The sequence below is a fragment of the Rickettsia helvetica genome (assembly GCF_963970025.1).
Lineage (GTDB): Bacteria > Pseudomonadota > Alphaproteobacteria > Rickettsiales > Rickettsiaceae > Rickettsia > Rickettsia helvetica.
Map to the genome: position 1 here is coordinate 413,154 of NZ_OZ018776.1, position 16,509 is coordinate 429,662.

The following is a 16,509-nucleotide window of genomic DNA, read 5'->3' on the forward strand; positions in this document are numbered from 1 at the left end:
AGGTAAAAATGAAAGACAAAGTAGCAGTTATTACCGGTTCTACTAGCGGTATCGGGCTTGAGATAGCAAAACATTTTGCAAAACTTGAGTCTAAAATAGGTTATTAACGGTTTTGCAAAAGAAGATGAAGTAACCAAAATTTCAGCAGAATTGAAAGAACTTGGTGCAAGTAGCGTATTTTATCAAGGAATAAATTTGGCAAAACCTGAAGAAATTCATTCTATGTTTGAGAGCATAATAAAAGAATTCGGTAAAATAGATATATTAGTAAATAACGCAGGTATTCAGCATGTTGCTCCTATCGATGAATTTCCTGAAGATAAATGGGAGCAAATTTTGTATATAGATCTAATAACCTCTTTCTACACTACAAAATACGCAATACCGATTATGAAAAAAAACGGCTTTGGGCGGATTGTTAACATCGCTTCCGCTCATGCATATGTCGCATCACCTTATTAAGTCGGCATATGTAGCAGCGAAGCATGGCATCCTTGGGCTTACCAAAACCGTTGCTTTAGAAGTGGCTGAGAATAATATTACAGTTAATGCTATTTGCCCTGGTTACGTCAACACACCATTAGTAAGGAATCAAATAGCAGATACTGCTAAAGCTAGACATATCAGTGAAGAATCAGCGTTAAGGGATGTAATCCTTAAATCTCAAGCTACGAAAAAATTTGTAGAAGCTGATGAAATAGCAAACTTAGTAATATTTTTATGTGACGAAAAAGCATCATCAATAACAGGTAGTGGACTCTTGATAGATGGCGGCTGAACGGCACAGTAGTTTTTAATTCTTAATATTTGTTAGTTTATTGAGAAATAACTAACAATAAAAACTTCTTGCAAAAATTTAATTTACTCCTTTACACTTGAAATAAACTAAAATTTATCCAAGGAGGAATTTATGCCAGAAAAAAACATGTATATTTTCAAACTGAAGAAACTGAATTAAATAGAGTAAAAAATGCCACATTAATTCATTTTAAAGATGAACTGGGCAGACCCATAGATGGGCAATTAGTTATAGGAAAAGTTGAAGAAGTAAAAGAAAAAGAATTTTCTAGACCCGTAGAAGTTGAGGTAAAGCGTAATTTGGGTAAGTTTAAAAAAGCTCTAGCCTATCTTGGAATTATTAAAAGTACCAAAAAAGTTATTAAAGAAGAAAAATATATGGAAAAAGTAGTAAGTAAAGAAGAGAAAATTATAGGCACCTATGAATTAGGTAATTTTACTAATGATAAGAATTCCATAGAGAACTTTTTAAACAGCTTAGATTTCCATGAAGAAAAACTTTACGCATATGATCTTAGTGGTACAAAAGTTGGGGAAGTAGGTGATTTTGGAAAAGTTAGTATTAGATGAGAATATTAAGCTTGATGAAACTATTCTTCAAAAAGATGGAAAAGTATTTGCTATTGAAAAAAATGGTAAATTCTTAGATTTAGAAGGTAAAGCTTTACAAAATCAGTTTATACAAAAAGGTAGCGGGGTTTACCATTTAAGCGGTGCTACAGACATAAAATATTTTGATAAAGATGAAGATATTAAGACTTCAAAAGGTATTATGAATCTTAACATAAAGCCCGCAAGAAGTGTTCTTAAAGGTAGTAGAGAAGCTGCAAAAATAGGAGAAAAACTATGAAAATAACAAGAAGAAAAGAAATTTGCAGGAATTAAAAAGCCAAAAGGTGGTGCTAAACTTACAAAAGTAGGAATTCCGGTAGTTCCCACTAGATAGATAACTAGGTTATAAGTACTTGACCATTATAAATATATGAAAAGGATTTATGAATTAGTAATAAAAAATCACTTGCAAGAAAATAGGCAAATAATTTTTATAGAAGGAGCCCGTCAAATCGATAAAACTACTTTAGCTAAAATAAGTAATAGATAAAAACTACTACTTAAAATTGGGATGAAGAAAAAGCACGTTTGCTAATTTTAAAAGGAACAACAACAATAGCAGATTTTATAGGTCTACATATTCCGGATCAAAATAATCCTATTGTGATTTTTGATGAGTTACATAAATTCTCAAACTGGCAAACTTTTTTAAAAGGGTTTTATGATATTTATGGAAAACAAGCTCACATTATAGTTACAGGTAGCTTAAAACTAAGAGTTTATAAAAAAGGTGGGGACACAGTATGATGGGTAGATATTTCCCATATCGTATGCATCCTTTATCAGTTTCTGAAGTAATAGAAAACTTTAGTAGTCTAACCAAAGAAATAAATCTACCAAAAAAAATATCTGAAGAACAATTTGAATCCTTGTTTAAGTTTGGTGGTTTTCCTGATCCTTATATTAAGGGATCTTCCACATTTTGGCATAGATGGAAGAAAACTAAAAATACTCAGCTTTTTAAGGAAGATATTAGAGAGTTAACACAAATCCAAGAATTATCTCAAATGGAAGTCTTAGGAAGTTTTTTGACTTCCTCTATAGGAGGGCAAGCATCTTATAGTTCTCTTGCAAATAAAATTAAAGTATCAATTCCAACCATTACAAGATGGCTTGAGTCATTTGAGTCGTTTTTTTATAGTTATCGTATTTATCCATGGTCAAATAATATCCCTAGAAGTTTAATAAAAGAGCCGAAAATATATCTATGGGACTGGTCGCTTATAGAAGATATGAAAATTTTATTACAAATCATTTATTAAAGTTCTGTCATTTTTGGAGTGATTTAGGATTTGGTGAATATGAATTATATTTTATTAGAGATAGACAAAAGAAAGAAGTAGATTTTTTAGTAACAAAAAATAACAAACCATGGATGTTAGTTGTACTAGTTAGGAGTTGATCTGACAGTATTGAGTAATCAGGCAGCTTGATAAGTTAAGGTCAAGTTGTCTGATATTGTCTCTATATTATCAATATTTTTATTAATTGCAATATAAAGAGAATCTTTAAAAGTTTGCATTGGCGTTTTACCGTAACAATGTTTACCTGAATGAGTTCTTTCATTATTATAACCTACAAGCCAGTTATCTATATCAGTTTGTAGCTCTTCTAATGTAGAATAAAACTTTTTGCGGAATAAAATGTGATAACATTCTTCTTGCATAGTTGTGTGGAATCGTTCACATATCCCATTAGTTTGAGGACTATAGGCTTTAGTTTTAGAATGATCTATATTTTCAATACCAAGATATAACTGATAAGCATGATGCTCAGGCTTGCCACAATACTCCGTTCCTCTATCTGTTAATATCCGAACCAGAGGAATATTATAGCTTTCAAAAAATGGTATAACCCTATCGTTAAGATGGTCTGCACTCGTTATAGCTGTTTTTTCTGTATAAAGTTTACAAATAGCAATAGAATAAGTATCAACGAAAGTTTGCTGATAAATACGTCCTATACCTTTTATATTCCCTACATAATAGGTATCTTGAGAACCAAGATAACCGGGATGTAAACTCTCAATCTCACCGCTTGCTTCACGTTTGTTTTTTACTTTTTCAAGAGCTGTTAACTGTATATCATTTAGAATAATACCGTCGCTTGCTACCTTATTTTCTAAAGCTTTTAAGCGTTTCTTAAAATTTTCTAAATCATGACGAAGCCAAACTGATCTTACGCCTCCTCCTGAAATAATTATTCCTTTCTTGCGTAGCTCATTAGCTGTACGTTCTTGACCATAAGCGGGATATTCAACTGTAATATTAACTATAGCATCTTCAACACTTGCTGGTACTCGGTTCTTTAAACAAGGCTTTCTTCTGCTCATCTCATATAGCGCTTCTTCTCCACCTTGTTCATGAAGCTCTTTATAGCGGTAAAATGTATCTCGGCTATAACCCATTACTTTACATGCTTGCGATACGTTACCTAGTTGTTCTGCTAGTTGTAATAAACCAATTCTTGGCTTTATTATTTTTTGTTGGTATATTGTCATCTGACAGTCTCCTTTTTTTAGAGGTTGTTAAATTTTTGCCGGGTACGAGTATATCTTTTTTTTTGTACCCAACAACTTCTTACTGTCAGATCAACTCCTAACTAGTACAGGTTAGTTGAAGCTAAAACTTCTTCAAATCAAGAATTAAACTCAAATTTAAAATATTTTTAAGAACTTTTAAATTGCCCTTTTGCCTTTCAAGTAGTATTTAATATGGAATATAAAGAGATTGATTGCTTCAGTTATAATTATCCTGTAATCGTTCCTGCCAAGACTTTCTTATCTCAATTAGTTTAAATAAATTATATTTACAGATAGCCTCTAACACTTTACACTTTAATAAATGATGTAACTTGTCTATAATAACTAATTAGTAATTAAGTTATTTTAAGCTCGATGAATAGGTCTAAGTTCATTTTTTTATCTGCTATTTCAGGTAATGTACTCGAATATTATGATTTTACTGTATATTCAGTTTTTTCACTGATTATCGGACAAGTTTTTTTTCCAGGCGAATCAGAATTCATTAGAATTCTTCTAAGCCTTGGAGTATTTGCGGTCGGCTTTCTGACAAGACCGATAGGAGGCATATTATTCGGTTATATCGGTGATAGATATGGGAGACGTATCGCTTTAATAATCTCGATGCTAGGTATGACTATTCCGACCTTTATTATGGGTCTCATACCCTCATATGCAAGTATTGGGATTTATGCCCCTATAACTCTAGTTATAATGCGGCTTATTCAAGGTTTATGTATTAGCGGTGAAGGAACGGGAGCGGCTATTTTTATTCTTGAACATCGTCAAAATTTAAGACCCGGTTTTACGGCAGGTTTGGTTCACGGCTCAAATATTGCCGGTACGTTAATCGCAACATTTATCGGTATTATAATCGAACGTTATTTTTCTCATATAGATTTTGCTTGGCGTTTTGCTTTTCTGCTTGGCGGATTTATGGGTCTTGCCGGATTTTACTTGCGATTGCGTGTATCGGAAACACCGATTTTTAAAATGCTTGAGAAAAAGAAACAAGTTCTTAAGGCACCTTTTTCCAATGTAATTAGAACTGCTTGGAGATCGATGTTTTTAACTATGTGTATAGGTGCTATCGCTAGCAGCGTTATGTATTTAGTAAAAACATATATAAATGTTTTCTATTATAATGTAATGCATCTTAGTAATACTATTGCTTTATCATATTTAGCGTATAGTTCGTTTATTGCGATGATAGCGATGCCGCTTGCCGGCGGTACTGCCGATATTATCGGAAAATTTAAAATGGCAATGCTTGTTGGTGTTGCTATCTTGATATTGATTTTACCGACCATGTTACTTATGTCAGCAGAAGAGATGTGGCAACAAATTATAGCTCTTACAATGCTTGGTATGCTCGCAGGAAGTATAGCAGGTACGGCTTATATATTCGTTATATCCTTATTTACGGTAGAACAAAGATTTACCGGTGTTGCTTTCAGCTACAATTTTGCAATAGCGATATTCGGTGGAACTTCACCTATTATTTCACGTTGGCTTGTAGAGCATACAGGCTTATTTTATGCTCCGGCTTTTTATATCATGATCATTGCTGCCGTATTTTTAGTGATTATGTATATGATGAGGAAAGTAATTAAATCGTTGCTTAATAATTATGAACATAGAAAATAAAGAAATAACAAGTAGTTGGTTTACTAATTTACGTGATTTATTGTGCAAAGAATTTGAAAAAATCGAAGAAGAATATGCACAGATAAAAGGTTTAAAATCGGCTAAGTTTGTACGCTTAAGCTGGCAACGTAACGGTGGTGGTGGCGGTGTTATGTCTCTCATGAAAGGAGAAGTATTTGAAAAAGTCGGGGTTAATATATCTACCGTATTTGGTGAATTTTCTCCCGAATTCCGCAGCGGAATTCCAGGAGCAGAGCTAGACGGGGAATTCTTTGCAACAGGCATTTCATTAGTCGCACATCTTAAATCACCGCTAATTCCCGCTATGCATTTTAATACTCGTTATATAGAAACTTCTAAAAGTTGGTTTGGCGGCGGTGGCGATTTAACACCTTTTTATCCGGAAGAAAATGAAACTGTAAAGTTTCATGCAGCTTTTAAAGAAGTGTGCGATAAGTATGATTCTAGCTATTATCCTAAATTCAAAAAGCAATGTGACGAATATTTTTATCTAAAGCATAGAAAAGAGCCGAGAGGAGTAGGCGGAATATTCTATGATTACTTAAATAGCGGTAATTTTGAACAGGATTTTGCCTTTACACAGGATGTAGGTAAGGCTTTGTTGTCAGTATATCCTGAAATCGTTAGAAGTAAGTTATTTTTACCTTGGACAGCTGAGCAGAAAGAATACCAACTTATAAGGCGAGGTAGATATGTAGAATTTAATTTGCTATATGACCGCGGTACTAAATTCGGCTTAATGACTGACGGGAATGTTGAGGCAATATTAATGTCACTGCCACCTGAAGTAAAGTTTAATTGACTTTTTTATTGCTATTTGTTACTGCAAATTATAAGGTTTTTTTGGAAATAGGGACAACATTATTTTTCATAAGTTATAAGATACTTTAAATAAATTTTATACCTAAAAGCTATTATAAACTGTCGTTTATGGTTTCTTTGAATGCCCCCAACCACCAAAGATTTACCTCTCTTCGGTGGTTAAAACTTGAGTAACTTAAGTTTAATTAATCGGGAGCAACTGCATGTCCAACCAAACTAACAAGAGCCTACCTGAACTCGTAGCAGAGTTTACTTCAAAAGGAAATTTAGAAATCCTAAAAGTTGAGATAGCAGAGTTGCTAGAAAGACCTTTGAAAAAGAGAGATATCAATGCAATAGAGAAACGCTTAGCAGAACTAGAAGCAATATTTGGTATTGCTAAAGTATAGATGAGCAGGCATTGCTTTATTTATGTCATTCCCGCTTTCCTCTCACAGGAAGGTATTGCCCGCATGGATCGGTTTTTTCGGTATCATCCCGCGAGCTTGCAGCGGGATCTAATTTAAAATACTAAATTTTAGTATTTTAAGTTGTATTTATGGATATCATGGTCAAGCCATGGTATGACAGAATAAATACTAGTCAAACGGTTTCACTATAACCATAGTCACTGCAACAATCATGCAAATAGCCGGAATCTCATTAACTATGCGATAAAATTTTTCTGAATGGACATTCTTACCGTTTACAAAATCTTTTCGCCATCTTGCAAGTAAACCGTGAAATATCACTAAAACTAACACTGCAAACATTTTAACGTGAAACCAAGTATTAAGAGCAACAAACCCGTAAATATGAGCATTTATTAAACCAAAAATAAATGTGCTAATCATTGCCGGATTCATAATGAATCTGAGTAACTTTAGCTCCATTACTTGTAAAATACTATCTAGCTTACTACCTATTTTAGCTTTGGTATGGTAAACATATATTCTAGGTAAGTAAAGAAGTCCTGCCATCCAACATATAGCAGATATCAGATGGATCGACTTAAACCACAGATAGTAACTTGCCATTATTTTCCTTATTAATTCTTTAATTTACACAAACATTTAGCAAATTCGTTTGGACATATTCTTGTACTGGAGCTACTTGTAACTAAATTAGTATCAACCTTATTAATAAATCGTAGCAATATATTTGTCAAACCATTAATAAAAATTTTATTTGTTCCAAGTGTCGGAATTCGGGTATATTGAATTTCATATTTATCTGTGATTAATTTATATTCAATATCAAGTTCTACTAGTGTCTCAACATGCTCGGATACAAAGGATATAGGTACGATAATTATGTCTTTTTTTAACTTTCCTGCTAGCTCTATTTCGTCTTCTGTATTCGGTTTTAACCATTCTATAGGTCCTACTCTACTTTGATAAGTTATTTTATAATCTAGATCTTTTATATTTAATTCTTTGACTATTGCTTTTACTGTTTCTTTTATCTGAAAACTATAAGGATCGCCTGCTTTTATTATTTTTTTGGGTAACCCGTGAGCAGAAAATAATATACGAAAATTTTTATCGTATAGTTTTTCCTTAATTAATGAAACATGGGCTTTTATAAAATCTTCTTCTAGAGGATAACAGCAAGTTGTTTTAATTGGAATATCAATATCAAGATTTTGTAAAAAATTTTTAACCGATGATCCTGTCGTAGTACTTGAAAATTGAGGATATAGAGGCAATAATATTATTTCGCTTGGATTATATTTTTTTATTTGACCTATTACTTCTTTAGCAAACGGTGCTGAATATCTCATATTTATAAAAATAGCGAAATCTTCTTTTATGAGTTGCTTTAGCTTTTCGGTTAGTGCTAATTTCTGCTCCTCTGTTTCCTGAAGTAAAGAAGATTTACCACCGATTAAAGAATAAATTTTTTGAGATTTTCTCTCTCTAGTAATAGAAATTATTTTAGCGATAATATAACGCAAAGGATTTGGTAGATTAATTATAGCTCTGTCATAGAATAGATTAAATAAAAAAGGTTTTACGGATTCAAGGCTATCAGGCCCCCCTAGGTTAAAAAGTACTATTGCTATTCTTTTCTTCATATAACCTAACATATTCTGTCAAAAATTCTACATTTTCCGGAGGTGTTTCAGGCAAAATACCATGTCCTAAATTAAAGATGAAATTCTTTCCTTTCATTTCCTGAAGAATTTTGTAAGCTTTTTCTTTAATAATTTCTTTATTAGTTAATAATACAACCGGATCTAAATTACCTTGTACTATTACTTTATCACTCCACTCTTTCATTTTTTCAAGAGGGATCATTTGATCTGCGGCTAAAATATCTATCGGTACTTCTTTTATAAATTTTTCATATAATAATCCCGCTCCTTTAGGAAAAGCAATTATAGGAGTTTTTGGAAAAACTTCTTTTACTTTTAGTATGATCTTTTTTGTCGGCTCTATTACAAATTCAGTAAACTCCTCTTCTGCAAGTACTCCTGACCATGAATCAAAAAGCTTTAAAACATCTGCTCCCGATTTTGCTTGATTTATAAGATGACCAGCTGTTTTTTCCATAATAAAATTTAATAATTCTTTAGCAAGTATTTTATTTTCATATATAAATTTTTTGCTCGTTTTAAAATCCTGTTTTCCTTTTCCTTCTAGCATGTAACTCATCACTGTCCAAGGACTACCTGCAAATCCTATTAAAGAAGTGGTGGATGGCAATTCTTTTTTTACTTTTTTTATTATTTCATAAACCTTTTCTAATTTATTATTCGGATTGCTTTGCAGATATTTAAAATCTTCTTGTGATTTGAATTGCTTTAATATAGGTCCTATATTTTCTTTAAAATCCACTTCCCATCCGAGAGCATGAGGTAAAACTAATATATCGGAAAAAATAATAGCTGCATCAAATCCATAACGTTTTATTGGTTGTAAGGTTACTTCCGTTGCTTTGTTAACATCATAACAAAAATCTAGAAAATTTTTTGTTGTTTCTCTTACTTTTTTATATTCCGGTAAATATCTACCTGCTTGACGCATAAACCAAATAGGTATTTTATTACTATTTCCTTTTAACGGATTTAAAGGTTGCTTCATGCAATTACTAAAAATATTAAATTGATAAATATATTTATTATTTGTTGTTTATGTAAATAGAATTATGTAGATTAAATGTTTTGAACAGAGTTATCAACAAAATTTTCATTAAAATTTTCTTAAAAATATAGGTATTTTTAATTATAATTCACATAAGTTTGTAATGAATTTATACAAGTGGATAATTAAGTGTAAAATTCATTTATAGCTTAGAAAAGACTATTTTTTCAAAGAAAAATGATATTTATTCACAATTTTATCCACAAACTATTTATTTAAAAGAAAATACACTAGATTTACTTGATTTAATAAGGATTTGAGGAAATTTTTAATAGATTTTAATAGGAAAAATAACAAGTTATTAAAAAATTTATCCACAATTACATGTGTAAAGTATGACAAAGCTAATTATTCACTTGGTTTCAGACTCTTCCGTGCAAACTACAAAATATGCAGCAAATTCTGCTCTTGCACAATTTATTTCCGTAAAACCAAAATTATATCATTGGCCAATGATTAGAAATTTGGAATTGCTAAATGAAGTATTAAGTAAAATAGAATCTAAACATGGGATAGTATTATACACGATTGCCGATCAAGAACTCCGAAAAGCTTTAACGAAATTTTGCTATGAATTAAAAATTCCATGTATTTCCGTAATAGGTAAAATTATTAAAGAAATGTCTGTTTTTTCAGGTATTGAAATAGAAAAAGAACAGAATTACAATTATAAATTCGATAAAACTTATTTTGATACACTTAATGCCATAGATTATGCCATAAGACATGATGACGGGCAAATGCTTAATGAGTTGTCGGAGGCTGATATAATATTAATAGGTCCTTCTAGAACTTCCAAGACACCGACTTCCGTATTTTTAGCGTATAACGGTCTAAAAGCTGCCAATATTCCTTATGTTTATAATTGCCCTTTTCCTGATTTTATAGAAAAAGATATAGATCAATTAGTAGTAGGACTCGTCATTAATCCAAATAGATTAATAGAGATAAGAGAAGCTAGATTAAATTTATTACAAATTAACGAGAATAAAAGCTATACAGATTTTAATATAGTACAAAAAGAATGCTTAGAAGTTAGAAAAATTTGTGATCAAAGAAATTGGCCGGTAATTGACGTGTCGACTAGATCAATAGAGGAAACAGCAGCTTTAATAATGCGGATATATTATAATAGAAAAAATAAATATAATAAATAAAAAGATTTTCATTATTTACAAGTAGAAGCCTGTACTTTATAATTTTATTTTATACTTGGTCAATTTCAAAAAGAGCAAGGAGTCTGTAAGGCGAGGAACGGAGCGTATACTTAATACGTGAGTACCACAGAACTTGCTAGACGACGATGCCAATTTTTGAAATTGACTAAGTATAACCACTCTTCATTTACCGATAGTAGTAATAACAAGGAGAAATTATGGCAAATAACGTAACGGATAGCTCTTTTAAAAAGGAAGTATTAGAATCGGATTTACCGGTACTGGTTGATTTTTGGGCAGAATGGTGTGGACCATGCAAAATGTTAACACCGATAATAGATGAAATCAGTAAAGAATTAAAAGGCAAAGTAAAGGTACTTAAAATGAATATTGATGAAAATCCTAACACTCCTTCAGAACACAGTATTCGTAGTATTCCAACGATAATGTTATTTAAAAACGGTGAACAAAAAGATACTAAAATAGGTTTGCAACAAAAAAATTCTCTTTTAGATTGGATTAATAAATCTATTTAATATTTATTTTATGTCACTTAGCCATTCAAAAGTATTTATAGAGATAACCGATGGTTATGTAGAAGGCATAGATACTCATAAAAGAGCTCAAGGTTTAAAGCATTTCTTCTTGAAAAAAGGAGTCTCTCTCTCTCCAAATATACCCATATTAAACAATATTAATTTTTCTTGTTATGAGGGAGAAAAAATAGCTTTTATAGGAAGTAACGGTTCGGGAAAAAGTTCACTTCTAAAGTTAATCGCTGGAATATATCCGTTAAAATCTGGTACAGTCAGAGTTCATGGAGATATTGCGGCAATTATAGATATGGGAGTCGGTTTTGAACAGGAGCAGACAGGTCGTGAAAATATAAAAATGTTAATGCTATATAATAATATGCTGGATAAATATAGCAAAAAAATTGAAAAAGAAATTATAGATTTTTCGGAACTCGGTAGTAAGATTGATCTACCGATAAAAATTTATAGTTCAGGTATGTTATCACGGCTTGCTTTTTCCGTATCGATATTCCAAAATCCGCAGATTCTATTACTTGATGAAGTTTTTGCGGCAGGCGATAGCTATTTTATAGAAAAATCTCTTAATTTAATGAAGAATAAATTTAAAAATACTCCTATTTCAATAATAGTAAGCCATCAAGAAGAAATTATAAAAGATAATTGCGATAGATGTATTTTATTAAGAGACGGTAATATTATAGGTGATGGTAGTCCATCAGAAATATTTAAAATCTATAACCAACAACAAGGAAATTCATAAATGATAAAGTATTTTTTTTCTAAAAAATACTGGCAAGCAATAGCATTACTGGTTAAAGCTTCTATAATTAGGCAAAACAAAGATTCTTTTTTGGGTTCTTTATGGAGTTTAATTCAGCCTTTTATTCACATAATGGTAATTTCATATTTTTTCGGTTTTTTATTAAGACAACCGAGAGAATTTATGGTAATGAACTTAATCGGCGGTATTCCTTTATGGAGTTTTATAGTAAGCAGCCTAACGATTTGTTCAAGTTCTTTAGTTACACGTGATCAAATAATAAAAAAAGTTAGAATTTCTAAGACTTTTTTTCCTGTTGCGGATAGTTTAGGGCAATTATATACTTTAATTTGCTCATTTTCGGCAATGTATTTTGCTTTTATTTTATTATTTCCGGAAAAATTTTCTTGGCAAATAATATTTATGCCGATATTAATTTTACCCTTAATAATATGCGTGATTAGCAGTTCTATCGCAGTAGCATTTTTAACACCGTATATTCGAGATATTCCGCAAATATTAAATGTTATTCTCGGAGTTATTTATTGGAGTATACCGATAGTTTATCCATATTCGCTAATTCCGGAGTCTAAAAAAATATATTTTGAATTTAATCCATTCTTTTTAGTTATAAGACCCGTACAAGCGTTGGTGATTGACGGAACATTACCGGATATGATGCTGATAGTTAAGTCTATTATAGTGGCATTTATTACTGTTTATATCAGTTATTTAATTTACAGACAATTTTCTAAAAGAGTTATTTATTACTTATGAAACTTGGTTTTAATCTAGATTTTAATGAATTAGATTTAACCGGGCTTAAAAAATTAGATCAAATATTTTTAGATTATCTCTTTAAAGCCAATAAATCTCTGCATAAAGATTTAATATTATTTAGATCAATACCTTTCTCTATTATTCCACAAGATTATTCCGAATTTTTATTAAAAATCTCCTCTCATTTAGACGATTTTTTAGCAGAGTTATTTTGTATTTCAAAAGAAGTAACTATATCAAGATTAAAGCATAAAGATTTTGATATTATTTATGAATGTAAAAGAAAATTTATTCAGCGTATTGCCGTAAAAAAATATCCACCGGAAAAAATAAGAAATATTAATTTTGAAGAGATATATTTAAAGCTAACTGATTTAATAGGTGCGAATTTTACTTCTAGAGAATTTGCCAAACAAATAATTATATGGCAACAGGCAGAAGAAAGTTTTGCTACAGAATTAGACATAGCAGCACAATATGCAGCGTGTAGGGTTTATTCCTGTGATGGTGTCATTCCGCGGCTTGACCGCGGAATCCAGAAAGAATTTAAAAAAGACTGGATCCCGCTACAAGCTCACAGGATAACAGGGGCAGATGACATCTTATTCACAATCCCCCAAAAACTAGATAAAGAAAACCTAATAGACGATAAAAAAATATTAAAATATCAAAAAAATGAGAGAGTAGATTTTGACTATACAGATTCTTTTTTAAATCTAGATGAAGCTCTAAACCATTCTCATTATTGTATTTATTGCCATAAGCAGGATAAGGATAGCTGTTCTAGGGGAATTAATGTCATCCCGCAACTTGATCGCGGGATCTCAGAACACAATCTGCGATACAAGATCCCATGGTCAAGCCACGGGATGACAACCGGCTGTCCCTTAAAGCAGAAGATTTCCGAAATGAACTATGTTAAGGCACAAGGCTTTAACCTAAGTGCTCTTGCTATTATCGTTATTGATAATCCGATGGTTGCGGCAACGGGTCATAGGATTTGTAATGATTGCTCAAAAGCTTGTATTTACCAAAAGCAAGATCCGGTAAATATTCCTTTAATAGAATCAAATATTTTAGAAGAAACGCTTAAATTACCTTATGGTTTAGAGATATATTTACTTCTTACCCGTTGGAATCCGCTTAATATTTATACACCGCTGCCAAAAGAACCTACTAATTATAATATTTTAGTTACCGGCCTTGGTCCTGCAGGTTTTAGTCTTAGCTATTATTTATTACGGTCAGGTCACAATGTCACGGCTATTGATGGTCTTAAAATTACTCCCCTACCTTTTGACGTTCATAAGCCTATAAAATTTTGGCATGAATATAAAAATTTATTATCGGAAAGAATGCCAAGAGGATTTGGAGGGGTAGCAGAATACGGTATAACTGTTCGCTGGGATAAAAACAATCTTGATATATTGCGGCTAATATTAGAGAGAAATAACAATTTCAAATATTATGACGGAGTGGCTTTAGATTTTAATATAACGAAAGAACAAGCTTTCGATTTAGGTTTTGACCATATAGCTTTTTGCATTGGAGCAGATCAGCCGAAAGTTTTGGATATAGAAAATTTTGAAGCTAAAGGCGTAAAAACGGCTTCCGATTTCTTAATGACTTTGCAAAGCGGGGGAGCATTTTTAGAAAATTCTAATACTAACATGCTAATTAGGATGCCGATTGCGGTAATAGGCGGTGGTCTTACTGCCTTAGATGCAGCAACGGAAAGTTTATATTACTATAAAAAGCAAGTAGAGAAATTTGCCGAAGATTATATAGAAAAAGATTTAGTGGAGGAAGATAAAGGAATAGCTGAAGAATTTATTGCTCATGCAAAATTGTTTAAAGAAGCTAAGAGTAATGAAGAATTAAGAAAGATTTTTAATAAGCTTGGGGGTGCTACTGTTTATTATCGTGGAAGATTGCAAGATTCACCGGCGTATAAATTAAATCACGAGGAGCTAATATATGCATTAGCACTTGGTGTTGATTTTAAAGAAAATATGCAGCCTTTAAGGATTAATCTAGACAAATACGGTCATGTGGAATCTGTGGAGTTTGAGAATCGTCATTGCGAGCAGTCAAAGGCTGCGTGGCAATCTCAGGAGTTTGGCTTAACAAGATTGCCGCGTCAATGCTACGCATTTCCTCGCAATGACGTCAAGGCCAAAACCGTGATTATGGCAATCGGTATTGAAAATAACACTCAATTTGATGAGAATAAATACAGCTATTTTGGTGATTGTAATCCTAAATATTTGGGTAGTGTAGTGAAAGCTCTTGCTAGTACCAAAGAAGGGTACGACGCTATTAACAAAAGACTTATAAATAATAACCCTAGCTTTAAAGGTAGTTATAAAGATTTTTGTACGCAGCTTGATTATTTGCTAACTTCTAGGGTTAATAAAATAAATATTCTAGATGATAAAACTTTTGAGCTTATAATTCACTCACCGCTTGCTGCTAAAAATTTTAAGTTCGGACAGTTCTTTCGCTTACAAAATTATTCTGAAGATGCTGCTAAGTTAATAGAGCCGGTAGCCTTAAATCCTACAAATATCGATGTAGAAAAAGGTTTAATTAGCTTCATAGTTTTTGAAGTCGGTAAATCCACTAGCTTATGTAAAACATTATCTGAAAATGAGAAAGTGGTTTTAATGGGACCGACAGGCTCACCGATGGAAATACCTCAAAATAAAAAAATAGTTATTGTTGATTCCGAAGCCGGTAATGTAGGCTTATTAAAAGTTCTAAAAGAAAATAATAATGAAGTTATATTTGTTACCTATCCTGATATAAAAAACTGTGAATTAACTTCTGTGGATAGAGTAATAATTAATGCTTCTCCTGAAATAATAGAAGAATTGCAAAGTCTAAAAAATGAAATATTCGGTGAAAATACGGAGCTAATAGTTAGCGTTAATTCATCGATGCAATGTATGATGAAAGGGATTTGCGGACAATGTATCCAAAAAGTTAAAGGAGAGCAGAAATATATTTTTGCATGTAGCCAGCAAAATCAAAATGCAGAAATAGTTGATTTTAAGAGCTTGAAAACTCGTTTACGCCAAAATTCTTTACAAGAAAAAATGAGAAAATTAGTGGCTAATTCATCCATGATTTAATAGCTTCAATTAACTCTTCTAGTTGTTCAGGTGACAATTCATCAATTTTTTTTTGAATTTTATCACTTCTTATAGCACTAATTTTATCAACCATAATATGAGATTCTAAATTAAGACCATTTAGCTCTGTAGGAGTCAATAACGGGCGAAAAGTTGGGGCACCTATTAAATCCGTTGTTAGAGGGCAAACTGTTATACTGGGATGATTTTTATGTAAATGAGATTGAACAACAACAGCGGGGCGAGGTTTACCATAATCTCCAGATATTACACAAGCAATAATATATCCTTTTTTAATTTCTATTATTTCCATTCATCTAACCAACTTTCTTCATTGTGTTTTAACCATAAATCGGCATCAGGATTGTTTTCTTTACTAGCTAATAAGGATTGACGTTTAGCTTCTTTGGTTAGGTCTGAATTTTCTAGTTGTTTAAGATATATACGTATTGCTTCACTAATTATCCAGCTTTTGCTACAGTGTAAATCATGAACTGCTCTTTCAAGTTTTTTACTTAAAATTTATTTCTAAACGTATACTAGTCATAATACTTTTTATCCCTTTTAATAAATTAAAATAACCATGCTTATAATAT

General features: G+C 31.6%; 19 protein-coding genes and 1 pseudogene. 14 read left to right on the forward strand and 6 right to left on the reverse strand.

Annotation, left to right across the window (positions count from 1 at the left end; all coding sequences use genetic code 11):
• Positions 1-150: 150 nt before the first annotated feature.
• The 6 genes from AB1146_RS02580 to AB1146_RS02605 all read left to right on the forward strand — a co-directional run bounded on the left by AB1146_RS02580 (position 151) and on the right by AB1146_RS02605 (position 2,672).
• A complete protein-coding gene (locus AB1146_RS02580; RefSeq protein WP_269572109.1) occupies positions 151-462 on the forward strand; it encodes an SDR family NAD(P)-dependent oxidoreductase in 312 nt (103 codons plus the stop codon).
• Positions 443-778, forward strand: a complete 336-nt coding sequence (locus AB1146_RS02585; protein WP_029374726.1) for an SDR family oxidoreductase — start codon at positions 443-445, stop codon at positions 776-778. The genes AB1146_RS02580 and AB1146_RS02585 overlap by 20 nt, the downstream gene beginning before the upstream one ends.
• Positions 779-1,098: 320 nt before the next feature.
• Positions 1,099-1,368: a hypothetical protein gene (locus AB1146_RS02590; RefSeq protein ID WP_010420815.1), complete on the forward strand. Its 270-nt coding sequence runs from the start codon at positions 1,099-1,101 to the stop codon at positions 1,366-1,368.
• Positions 1,346-1,648, forward strand: coding sequence for a hypothetical protein (locus tag AB1146_RS02595; protein ID WP_010420811.1), 303 nt, complete (start codon positions 1,346-1,348; stop codon positions 1,646-1,648). Before AB1146_RS02590 ends, AB1146_RS02595 begins: the two co-directional genes overlap by 23 nt.
• Before the next feature lie 290 nt (positions 1,649-1,938).
• Positions 1,939-2,157, forward strand: coding sequence for an AAA family ATPase (locus AB1146_RS02600; protein WP_051125488.1), 219 nt, complete (start codon positions 1,939-1,941; stop codon positions 2,155-2,157).
• Positions 2,154-2,672, forward strand: coding sequence for a DUF4143 domain-containing protein (locus AB1146_RS02605; RefSeq protein ID WP_156790162.1), 519 nt, complete (start codon positions 2,154-2,156; stop codon positions 2,670-2,672). Before AB1146_RS02600 ends, AB1146_RS02605 begins: the two co-directional genes overlap by 4 nt.
• 158 nt (positions 2,673-2,830) lie before the next feature.
• Here the strand turns inward: AB1146_RS02605 and AB1146_RS02615 are convergent, their stop codons facing one another.
• Positions 2,831-3,910 (reverse strand): IS481 family transposase, encoded by a 1,080-nt coding sequence (locus tag AB1146_RS02615; protein ID WP_010420735.1) that lies wholly within the window; start codon positions 3,908-3,910, stop codon positions 2,831-2,833.
• Between the two features lie 396 nt (positions 3,911-4,306).
• On the opposite strand from AB1146_RS02615, the gene AB1146_RS02620 reads away from it, so the two are divergent.
• The 3 genes from AB1146_RS02620 (at position 4,307) to AB1146_RS02630 (ending at position 6,810) form a co-directional block, all read left to right on the forward strand.
• Positions 4,307-5,578: an MFS transporter gene (locus tag AB1146_RS02620; protein WP_010420806.1), complete on the forward strand. Its 1,272-nt coding sequence runs from the start codon at positions 4,307-4,309 to the stop codon at positions 5,576-5,578.
• A complete protein-coding gene (gene hemF, locus AB1146_RS02625; RefSeq protein WP_010420803.1) occupies positions 5,562-6,401 on the forward strand; it encodes an oxygen-dependent coproporphyrinogen oxidase in 840 nt (279 codons plus the stop codon). Before AB1146_RS02620 ends, hemF begins: the two co-directional genes overlap by 17 nt.
• A gap of 223 nt (positions 6,402-6,624) precedes the next feature.
• Positions 6,625-6,810 carry a hypothetical protein gene (locus AB1146_RS02630; RefSeq protein ID WP_010420801.1) on the forward strand — a complete coding sequence of 62 codons (186 nt, stop codon included), beginning with the start codon at positions 6,625-6,627 and terminating at the stop codon, positions 6,808-6,810.
• 189 nt (positions 6,811-6,999) lie between these two features.
• Here AB1146_RS02630 and hemJ read toward each other — a convergent pair whose 3' ends face one another.
• The 3 genes from hemJ to hemE are packed head-to-tail and all read right to left on the reverse strand — an operon-like array spanning position 7,000 to position 9,486.
• Entirely contained in the window at positions 7,000-7,437 is a 438-nt protein-coding gene (gene hemJ / locus AB1146_RS02635) for a protoporphyrinogen oxidase HemJ (RefSeq protein ID WP_010420799.1), read from the reverse strand.
• 11 nt (positions 7,438-7,448) lie between these two features.
• Positions 7,449-8,489, reverse strand: a complete 1,041-nt coding sequence (gene hemH / locus AB1146_RS02640; protein WP_010420797.1) for a ferrochelatase — start codon at positions 8,487-8,489, stop codon at positions 7,449-7,451.
• Positions 8,446-9,486: a uroporphyrinogen decarboxylase gene (hemE, locus tag AB1146_RS02645; protein ID WP_010420795.1), complete on the reverse strand. Its 1,041-nt coding sequence runs from the start codon at positions 9,484-9,486 to the stop codon at positions 8,446-8,448. Before hemE ends, hemH begins: the two co-directional genes overlap by 44 nt.
• A 395-nt stretch (positions 9,487-9,881) precedes the next feature.
• Here hemE and AB1146_RS02650 point away from each other — a divergent pair, with 395 nt between their 5' ends.
• The 5 genes from AB1146_RS02650 (at position 9,882) to AB1146_RS02670 (ending at position 15,913) form a co-directional block, all read left to right on the forward strand.
• The gene (locus AB1146_RS02650) at positions 9,882-10,703 is read left to right on the forward strand and encodes a pyruvate, water dikinase regulatory protein (protein ID WP_010420793.1); all 822 of its coding nucleotides are present in this window, start codon (positions 9,882-9,884) and stop codon (positions 10,701-10,703) included.
• 218 nt (positions 10,704-10,921) lie between these two features.
• Complete coding sequence (gene trxA, locus AB1146_RS02655) at positions 10,922-11,239, forward strand: thioredoxin (protein ID WP_010420792.1); 318 nt, start codon at positions 10,922-10,924, stop codon at positions 11,237-11,239.
• Between the two features lie 10 nt (positions 11,240-11,249).
• A complete protein-coding gene (locus AB1146_RS02660; protein ID WP_010420791.1) occupies positions 11,250-11,999 on the forward strand; it encodes an ABC transporter ATP-binding protein in 750 nt (249 codons plus the stop codon).
• Positions 12,000-12,776, forward strand: a complete 777-nt coding sequence (locus AB1146_RS02665) for an ABC transporter permease (protein WP_010420789.1) — start codon at positions 12,000-12,002, stop codon at positions 12,774-12,776. It abuts the gene before it with no gap.
• Positions 12,773-15,913, forward strand: coding sequence for an FAD-dependent oxidoreductase (locus AB1146_RS02670; RefSeq protein WP_010420787.1), 3,141 nt, complete (start codon positions 12,773-12,775; stop codon positions 15,911-15,913). The genes AB1146_RS02665 and AB1146_RS02670 overlap by 4 nt, the downstream gene beginning before the upstream one ends.
• Here the strand turns inward: AB1146_RS02670 and AB1146_RS02675 are convergent.
• Together AB1146_RS02675 and AB1146_RS02680 are read right to left on the reverse strand one after the other, a co-directional pair.
• Positions 15,894-16,226, reverse strand: a complete 333-nt coding sequence (locus AB1146_RS02675; RefSeq protein WP_355404234.1) for a type II toxin-antitoxin system PemK/MazF family toxin — start codon at positions 16,224-16,226, stop codon at positions 15,894-15,896. The genes AB1146_RS02670 and AB1146_RS02675 overlap by 20 nt on opposite strands.
• A pseudogene (locus tag AB1146_RS02680) lies at positions 16,217-16,460 on the reverse strand (CopG family ribbon-helix-helix protein). The gene AB1146_RS02675 and the pseudogene AB1146_RS02680 overlap by 10 nt, the downstream one beginning before the upstream one ends.
• Between the last annotated feature and the right edge of the window lie 49 nt (positions 16,461-16,509).